Origin of the sequence: Burkholderia sp. E168m23, assembly GCF_016586125.1 — a bacterium.
Lineage (GTDB): Bacteria > Pseudomonadota > Gammaproteobacteria > Burkholderiales > Burkholderiaceae > Burkholderia > Burkholderia orbicola.
On sequence record NZ_BCPP01000230.1, the window covers coordinates 1 to 7,982 of the forward strand.

Annotated in this window: 9 protein-coding genes; 5 read left to right on the forward strand and 4 right to left on the reverse strand. The window is 65.9% G+C overall.

Annotation, left to right across the window (positions count from 1 at the left end; all coding sequences use genetic code 11):
- Both JMF90_RS14135 and JMF90_RS14140 read right to left on the reverse strand, forming a co-directional pair.
- Positions 1-547: CNP1-like family protein (locus JMF90_RS14135; protein WP_201325178.1), on the reverse strand; the 547-nt coding region annotated here is incomplete at its 3' end.
- A gap of 13 nt (positions 548-560) precedes the next feature.
- Positions 561-1,205, reverse strand: coding sequence for an RNA pyrophosphohydrolase (locus JMF90_RS14140; RefSeq protein ID WP_006476994.1), 645 nt, complete (start codon positions 1,203-1,205; stop codon positions 561-563).
- Between the two features lie 228 nt (positions 1,206-1,433).
- On the opposite strand from JMF90_RS14140, the gene JMF90_RS14145 reads away from it, so the two are divergent.
- Positions 1,434-3,170: a proline--tRNA ligase gene (locus tag JMF90_RS14145; RefSeq protein WP_200094978.1), complete on the forward strand. Its 1,737-nt coding sequence runs from the start codon at positions 1,434-1,436 to the stop codon at positions 3,168-3,170.
- A 21-nt stretch (positions 3,171-3,191) separates the two neighbouring features.
- A complete protein-coding gene (locus tag JMF90_RS14150) occupies positions 3,192-3,794 on the forward strand; it encodes a MarC family protein (protein ID WP_011694138.1) in 603 nt (200 codons plus the stop codon).
- Between the two features lie 82 nt (positions 3,795-3,876).
- Here the strand turns inward: JMF90_RS14150 and JMF90_RS14155 are convergent, their stop codons facing one another.
- Both JMF90_RS14155 and ffh read right to left on the reverse strand, forming a co-directional pair.
- Entirely contained in the window at positions 3,877-4,428 is a 552-nt protein-coding gene (locus tag JMF90_RS14155; RefSeq protein WP_006489240.1) for a hypoxanthine-guanine phosphoribosyltransferase, read from the reverse strand.
- A 94-nt stretch (positions 4,429-4,522) separates the two neighbouring features.
- Positions 4,523-5,890, reverse strand: coding sequence for a signal recognition particle protein (gene ffh, locus JMF90_RS14160; protein ID WP_006476982.1), 1,368 nt, complete (start codon positions 5,888-5,890; stop codon positions 4,523-4,525).
- A gap of 90 nt (positions 5,891-5,980) precedes the next feature.
- Between ffh and JMF90_RS14165 the strand changes: the two genes are divergently transcribed.
- From JMF90_RS14165 to ampD, 3 genes are read left to right on the forward strand one after another with little or no spacing between them, the layout of a single operon-like run.
- Positions 5,981-6,874 carry an inner membrane protein YpjD gene (locus JMF90_RS14165; protein ID WP_012327868.1) on the forward strand — a complete coding sequence of 298 codons (894 nt, stop codon included), beginning with the start codon at positions 5,981-5,983 and terminating at the stop codon, positions 6,872-6,874.
- Positions 6,875-6,887: 13 nt separating this feature from the next.
- Positions 6,888-7,208 (forward strand): PP0621 family protein, encoded by a 321-nt coding sequence (locus JMF90_RS14170; protein ID WP_077179096.1) that lies wholly within the window; start codon positions 6,888-6,890, stop codon positions 7,206-7,208.
- On the forward strand, positions 7,205-7,795 hold the full coding sequence (gene ampD / locus JMF90_RS14175) for a 1,6-anhydro-N-acetylmuramyl-L-alanine amidase AmpD (protein ID WP_069232154.1): 591 nt from the start codon (positions 7,205-7,207) through the stop codon (positions 7,793-7,795). The genes JMF90_RS14170 and ampD overlap by 4 nt, the downstream gene beginning before the upstream one ends.
- The last annotated feature ends 187 nt before the right edge of the window (positions 7,796-7,982 follow it).

The window sequence follows — 7,982 nt, forward strand, 5'->3', positions numbered from 1 at the left end:
AGCCCTGCGGCATCTTGTTCGAGCAGAAGTAGTCCTGGTAGAGCGCGGAGTGGTAGGCGTTGAGCTCGCCGTTCTCGATGCGCCGCCAGTCGTTTTCCACCGTGCGATCCCAGCCGTTGTGGTCGGAGTTCAGGCCGGCGTACTGGCGCCATTCGTAGGTGTCGCAGCGGATGCCTTCGTAGTTCACGTTGCGTGCACCGGCCGGGCTCGTGATGACGACTGCGTAACGCACGACGCCGTCGGTGCCGACCTCGAGCGACTTCGCATCGACGAAGAACTTGAGCGGCGTGTTCTGCGACACGTTGAACGGCAGCAGATCGCCCGTTTGCGGCAGCGGCGGCAGCGTGTCGACGGCGTTTTCCTTCCAGGTTCCCTGACGATCGAGCAGGTACACGAACTCGCTGTCGTCCTTGTTGGACGGCGCTTTCGAGTTCGCGCAGCCGGCCAGGGCGGCCATCGCGGCGATCGATGCGAGCGCGAGAGCAATCGCTTTCAATATGCATTCCTCGTAAAAAAAGGGCGCGACACCAAGGTCGCGCCCGGTCATGCAGTCCGACTCGTCATTTGCCGACGATCACGTGGGGCGGCATCTCGTCGAGCGTGCTCGCTTCCACTTCGATCTCCGAACAGACTACCGATGTGTCGACAATCGTCAGCGTCTGGGCCTGTGCGCCAATGACGCGCGGATAGCGCGACACACGCGGCCCGCGCGGCTTCTCGGCTCGCTGCGCCGGGCGGCGCAGGAAGCGCGACAGTTCCGTCAGCGCCAACTGATAGACATCCCGCTTGAACTCGATCACCGCATCGAGCGGCACCCAGTACTCGTTCCAGCGCCACGCATCGAACTCCGGGTGGTCGGTCGCGCGCAAGCAAATGTCGCAATCGCGTCCGACCATCCGCAGCAGGAACCAGATCTGCTTCTGGCCGCGGTAATGACCGCGTACTTCGCGTTTGATGAACTTGTCAGGCACCTCGTAACGCAACCAGTCGCGAGTGCGGCCGATTATCTTGACGTGTTCCGGATGCAGGCCCGTTTCCTCGTGCAGTTCCCGGTACATCGCCTGCATGGGGGTCTCGCCATACTTGATCCCACCTTGAGGAAACTGCCAGGAATGCTCGCGGAGCCGCTTGCCCCAAAACACCTCGTTGCGCGCGTTCAAGAGGATGATGCCGACGTTCGGGCGAAAGCCTTCACGATCCAGCATACAACCACCTTCGAATCCTTTAAAATTGCTTTGATTATAAACAGATAACGGGCGCTGCGCACCGTGACGGAGCGAATCCGCGCGGGGTACGCCGGCTGAATTGTCCCTGATTAGTCTGCTACGTCGTCTGCGCCATCGTCGTCCCTCGTTGTTCGCCGCGCGCAGCTTTTTCACCTTGAAACTTTTTCGGGCGCCCCGCCTGGGGGCGCCGTTTTTGGAACCGTCCGCATGAAAGCTTCCCGTTTCTTTATCGGCACCCTGAAAGAGGCACCCGCCGACGCAGAGATCGTCAGCCACAAGCTGATGGTCCGCGCCGGCATGATCCGTCGCGTCGCCGGCGGCATCTACAACTACCTGCCGGTCGGCCTGCGTTCGATTCGCAAGGTCGAGGCGATCGTGCGCGAGGAAATGAACCGGGCGGGCGCCATCGAGCTGCTGATGCCGGCCGTGCAGCCGGCCGAGCTGTGGCAGGAGTCGGGCCGCTGGGAACAGTACGGCCCCGAGCTGCTGCGCTTCAAGGACCGCAAGGACAACGATTTCGTGATCGGGCCGACGCACGAGGAAGTCGTCACCGACATCGCGCGCAACCAGATCAAGAGCTACCGGCAGATGCCGGTGAATTTCTACCAGATCCAGACGAAGTTCCGCGACGAGATCCGTCCGCGCTTCGGCGTGATGCGCGGCCGCGAATTCATCATGAAGGACGCGTATTCGTTCGACAAGGATGCGGCCGGCCTGAACGAGTCGTACCGCAAGATGTACGACGCGTACGTGCGCATCTTCACGCGCCTCGGCCTCGAGTTTCGCGCGGTGGCGGCCGACAGCGGCTCGATCGGCGGCAACTTCTCGCACGAATTCCACGTGATCGCCGACACCGGCGAGGACGCGATCGCCTACTGCCCGACGTCCGAATTCGCGGCGAACGTCGAGGCGGCCGAAGCGCTGCCGCTGATTGCCGAGCGCGCGGTGCCCGCCGAAGCGATGGAAAAGGTCGCGACGCCCGGCAAGGCGAAGTGCGAGGCCGTGGCCGAACTGCTGTCGATCCCGCTCGAGCGCACGATCAAGTCGATCGTGCTCGCGACCGACAACGAAGGCGCCGAGCCGACCATCTGGCTCGTGATGCTGCGCGGCGACCACGACCTGAACGAGATCAAGGTGGCGAAGCTGCCGGGCCTGAAGAACCACCGCTTCGCGACCGAGCAGGAAATCGTCGAGTGGTTCGGCACGCCGCCGGGCTACCTCGGCCCGGTCGGCACGAAGAAGCCCGTGAAGGTGATCGCGGACCGCACGGTCGCGAACATGAGCGACTTCGTCGTCGGCGCGAACGAGGTCGACTATCACATCGCCGGCGTGAACTGGGGCCGCGACCTGCCGGAGCCGGAAGTCGCCGACGTGCGCAACGTGAAGAAGGGCGACCCGTCGCCGGACGGCAAGGGCGTGATCGACATCTGCCGCGGCATCGAAGTCGGCCATGTGTTCCAGCTCGGCACCAAGTACTCGGAAGCGATGGGCGCGACCTTCCTCGACGAGTCGGGCAAGCCGCAGCCGATGCTGATGGGCTGCTACGGCGTCGGCATCACGCGCATTCTCGGCGCGGCGATCGAACAGAACTTCGACGACAAGGGGATCATCTGGCCCGAGTCGATTGCACCGTTCGAGGTCGTGCTGTGCCCGATGGGCTATGACCGCAGCGACATGGTGCGCGAGACGGCCGACAAGCTGTACGCGGAACTCGTCGCGGCCGGTATCGACGTGATCCTCGACGATCGCGGCGAGCGCCCGGGCGTGATGTTCGCCGACTGGGAACTGATCGGCGTGCCGCATCGTCTGGTGATCGGCGAGCGCGGCCTGAAGGAAGGCAAGATCGAGTACCAGGGCCGCCGCGATGCCGAAGCGACGCTGCTGCCGGCCGACACGGCCGCGGCGGCGGTCGCGGAGAAGATCCGCGCCGCGCTCGCGCACTAAGCGCGGCGACCGGGCGACACGATGGAATACACGTTCCTGTCGGCCACCGTGCTCCTCGTGCTGATCACGGATCCGCTCGGCAACATCCCGCTGTTCATTTCGGCGATGCGGGATGTGCCGCGCGAGCGGCGCGTGAAGCTGATCCTGCGCGAAGTGGGGATCGCGTTCGTGATCCTACTGTTCTTCATGCTGGTCGGCGACCGCTTCCTGCGGATGATGAGCCTCACCGACCTGTCGCTGCGGCTCGGCGGCGGGATCGTGCTGTTCCTGATCGCGCTGCGGATGATCTTCCCGCATCCGGACGGCGCGCTCGGCAGCGATCCCCGTGCGGGCGGCGAGCCGTTCATCGTGCCGCTCGCGATTCCGGCGCTGGCCGGGCCGTCCGCGCTCGCGACGGTGATGCTGATGACGTCGCAGGCGCCCGGCAAGATGCTCGAGTGGGTCGGCGCGCTGACGGTCACGATGATCGTCTGCGCGATCACGCTGGTGCTGGCCGAGCGGATTCAGCAGTGGCTCGGCGAGCGGACGGTCGCCGCGTTCGAGCGGCTGATGGGCCTCGTGCTGGTGGCGATCTCGGTCGAGATGCTGCTGGCGGGCATCCGCGCGTTCGTGCACCAGTTATAACGCAGGCGGCACGCACGAAAAAAAGCGGCGCTCCGGGCAACCGGAGCGCCGCTTTCCATTTATATAGCAGGCCGGGCGGCGATCAGACGTTCGCGGTCAGCGCGCGGATCGTCGGCAGGTTGCGCCAGTAGCCCTTCGCGTCCATCCCGCAGCCGAACACGTAGCGGTCCGGCACCGAGAAGCCGCAGAAGTCCGGGTGCAGCGGTTTCGCCTTCGCGAGCGTCTTCTCGCACAGCACGGCCGACATGAAGCGCTGCGCGCCCATGTCGAGGATGCGGTCGCGGATCGCGGCCATCGTCTCGCCTTCGTCGAGGATGTCGTCGAGTACGAGCACGATGCGGTCCTTCACCGATTCGCGCGGCGCGACGCGCCAGTGCATCTCCGGGCTGCCCTGCGTCGTGTTGCGGTAGCGGGTCAGGTGGATGTAGTCGAATTCGAGCGGGAAATCGAGATGCGGCAGCAGCATCCCGGTAAACACCGCGGCGCCGCCCATCACCGAGAGAACGAGCGGGAACGCGTCGCCGATTTCGGCGCGGATCGCGTCGGCCATCTTCGAGATCGACGCGTTGACGGCGTCGGCCGAGACGATCTCTTCGGAGTGGTCGAAAATGTGGAGGGCTTCTTCGCGGTTCATGTGTTCTGGCGGGCAGTCGGTATACAAATAAGGATGAAGCAGAACGGCAGGCGCGCGCTACGGCAAAAACCCGCGCGCCGGCCGACGGACGAAATCAGCGCATGCCGGGCATCATGCCCTTCAGGCCGCGCATCATCTTCTGCATGTTGCCGCCCTTCAGCTTCTTCATCATCGTACGCATCTGGTCGTACTGGTTCAGCATCCGGTTGACTTCCTGCACCGGCACGCCCGCGCCGGCTGCGATGCGGCGCTTGCGCGTCGCCTTGATGATTTCGGGTTTCGCGCGCTCGGCGGGCGTCATCGAGCTGATGATGCCTTCCATCCGGCGGATCGACTTTTCGGCCTGGCCCATGTCGGCGCCGGCCGCCGCCTGCTGGAACTGCGCGGGGAGTTTGTCCATCAGCGACGACAGGCCGCCCATGTTCTTCATCTGCGAGATCTGCGCGCGGAAATCGTTCAGGTCGAAATCGCCGCCTTTCTTGACCTTGTCGGCGAGCTTCTGCGCGGCCTGGACATCGACGCCGCGCTGCGCTTCCTCGACGAGCGCGAGGATGTCGCCCATGCCGAGGATCCGGTTCGCCATCCGGTCGGGGTGGAACACCTCGAGGCCGTCGAGCTTCTCGGCGACGCCGACGAACTTGATCGGCTTGCCCGTGACGTGGCGCACCGACAGCGCGGCGCCGCCGCGCGAATCGCCGTCGAGCTTGGTCAGCACGACGCCGGTGAGCGGCAGCGTGTCGTTGAACGCCTTCGCGGTGTTGACCGCGTCCTGGCCGAGCATCGCGTCGACGACGAACAGCGTTTCGGCCGGCTTCAGCGTGCCGTGCAGCGCGGCGATTTCCTGCATCATCGCCTCGTCGATGCCGAGGCGGCCGGCCGTGTCGACGAGCAGCACGTCATGGTAGTGGCGCTTCGCCCAGTCGACGGCGGCGAGTGCGATGTCGACGGGCTTCTGGTCCGGCGTGGACGGGAAGAAGTCGGCGCCGACCTGCTCGGTCACCGTTTTCAGCTGCATGATCGCGGCCGGGCGATACACGTCGCACGACACGGTCAGCACCTTCTTCTTGTACTTCTCGCGCAGCAGCTTCGCGAGCTTGCCGACGGTCGTGGTCTTGCCGGCGCCCTGCAGGCCGGCCATCAGGATCACGGCGGGCGGCGTGACCGCGAGGTTCAGCTCGGCGGCCTTGCCTTCGTAGTCGCCGCCGATCACGGCGGTCAGTTCCTTCTGGACCACGCCGACGAGCGCCTGGCCCGGCGACAGGCTGCTGATCACTTCTTCGCCGAGCGCCTTTTCCTTGACCTTGGCGATGAATTCGCGGACGACCGGCAGCGACACGTCGGCTTCCAGCAGCGCGAGACGCACCTCGCGGAGCATCTCCTGCGTGTTCGCCTCGGTGAGCCGGGCTTCGCCGCGCAGCGTCTTGACGACGCGCGCCATCCGTTGAGTGAGATTGTCGAGCATGGGGAGCGTTGGACAGTGGGGCCCGAAGGCGCGGCGGAACCGAACAAAAGGGAGCCGTCGCGGGAAGGGGGCCTAGTGTAAACTTCGAACATGGATATTGTACTGTATGCCCTCACCGCATTCCTGTACGGCGGCCTCGCCGTCGCAGGCTGGCGTACGCACCGTCAGGGCGCGACGCCGCTCGTCGCGAGCGTGCCGGCCGTGCCGGTTCCCGCGTCCGCCGCGTCCGGGATGAGCGGGGCCGGCCGCGCGCTGCTGTTCGCCGCGCTGCTCGCGCACGGCGTGCTGCTGCACATGACCATCTTTCCAAACGACGCGATGGTGTTCGGCTTCGCGTTCGCCCTGTCCGCGATGTTCTGGCTCGGCGCCGGCATCTACTGGATCGAGAGCTTTTTCTTCCCGCTCGACAGCCTGCGCCTGCTGGTGCTGCCGCTCGCGTGCGGCGCGTCGCTGCTGCCGCTCGTGTTCGGCGGCGTGCGGGTGCTGCCTTATGCCGCGGCACCGCTGTTCAAGCTGCACTTCCTGATCGCGAACATCGCGTACGGCCTCTTCGCGATCGCCGCGCTGCACGCGGTCCTGATGCTGATGGTGGAGCGGCGCCTGCAGTCGCTGCGGAGCGGCGGGCGCGACGGCTCGACCGGCTGGATCGCGAGCTGGCTCGAAACGCTGCCGCCGCTGCTCACGCTCGAGAAGCTGCTGTTCCGCCTGATCGGCGCCGGCTTCGTGCTGCTGACGCTCACCCTCGCGTCGGGCATCCTGTTCAGCGAGCAGGTCGATGCGCGCGCACTGCGGCTCGACCACAAGACGGTGTTCGCGATCCTGTCGTGGCTGATGTTCGGCGGCCTGCTGGTGGCCCGCAAGACGTCGGGCTGGCGCGGGCGCGGCGCCGCGCGCTGGGTGCTCGTGTCGTTCGCCGCGCTGCTGCTCGCGTACGTCGGCAGCCGGTTCGTTTTCGAGGTGCTGCTGCACCGCTCCGTGGTTTGACCGCAGGTTTCCGATGCGACAGATTCTTCTCCTGATCCTTCTCTTCTTCGCGGGTTCGTGGCTCGCGCGCAAGCTGCGTCACGCGCAGGAACAGGCGCAGGCGCGCGCCGGCCGCGGCGCCGGTTACGACGGGGCGCCCGGCGCTGGCGCCGGTGCGGGGGCCGCGCGCCCGAACGGCGACGCGCGGTCGCTGCCCGAGCCGATGGTGCGCTGCGCCGAATGCGGCGTGCATGCGCCGAAGGGCGACGCGATTGCCGCGAGCGGCGAATACTTCTGCAGCGCCGAGCATGCGCAGCGCCACGCCGCGCGCGTGAACGGTCGCGACGCACGATGAGCGACGCGGCGGTGTTGTCGGTTGACGCGAACGGCTGGGTGCGCGAAGCGCGCCATGCGCCGTCGCCGAACTTCGAGGCGCGGCCCGCGGGAGCGGTGCCGACGCTCGTGATCGTTCACAACATCAGCCTGCCGCCCGGCGAATTCGGTGGCGACGCGATCGAGGCGCTGTTCCTGAATCGCCTCGACTGCGATGCGCACCCCTATTACCAGAGCCACCTGCGCGGCGTGCGCGTGTCCGCCCATTTCCTGATCCGCCGCGGCGGCGAGCTCGTGCAGTTCGTGTCGTGCGACGAGCGCGCGTGGCATGCGGGCTCGTCCGAGTTCTTCGGCCGCACGCGCTGCAACGACTTCTCGATCGGCATCGAGCTCGAGGGCGCGGACGACGTGCCGTTCGACGATGCCCAATACGCGGTGCTCGCCGCGCTCTCCCGCGCGCTCGCCGCGCGCTACCCGGTCGACGCGTTCGCTGGGCACTCGGACGTCGCGCCGGGCCGCAAGACCGACCCGGGCCCGCATTTCGATTGGCAACGCTTCGCGAGCGATGCCGGTTTTTCCGCCGAATACTTTCCTTTCCGTCAGCACTGATCGCGGGGTTTTTTGATCGGAGAAAGTTTTTTCTCCGACCAATGCCTTGCCGTGTCTGCGCGTGAGCGATGTCAAGACCTCTATCGCAAATTATCCGTTTGGACGTCCTCCGAATGTCCACTATACTTGGTGCCAGTTGAGTAGTTCTGTACTAGATATAGTGTGTGTCGCAGGGGAAAACCCGAGC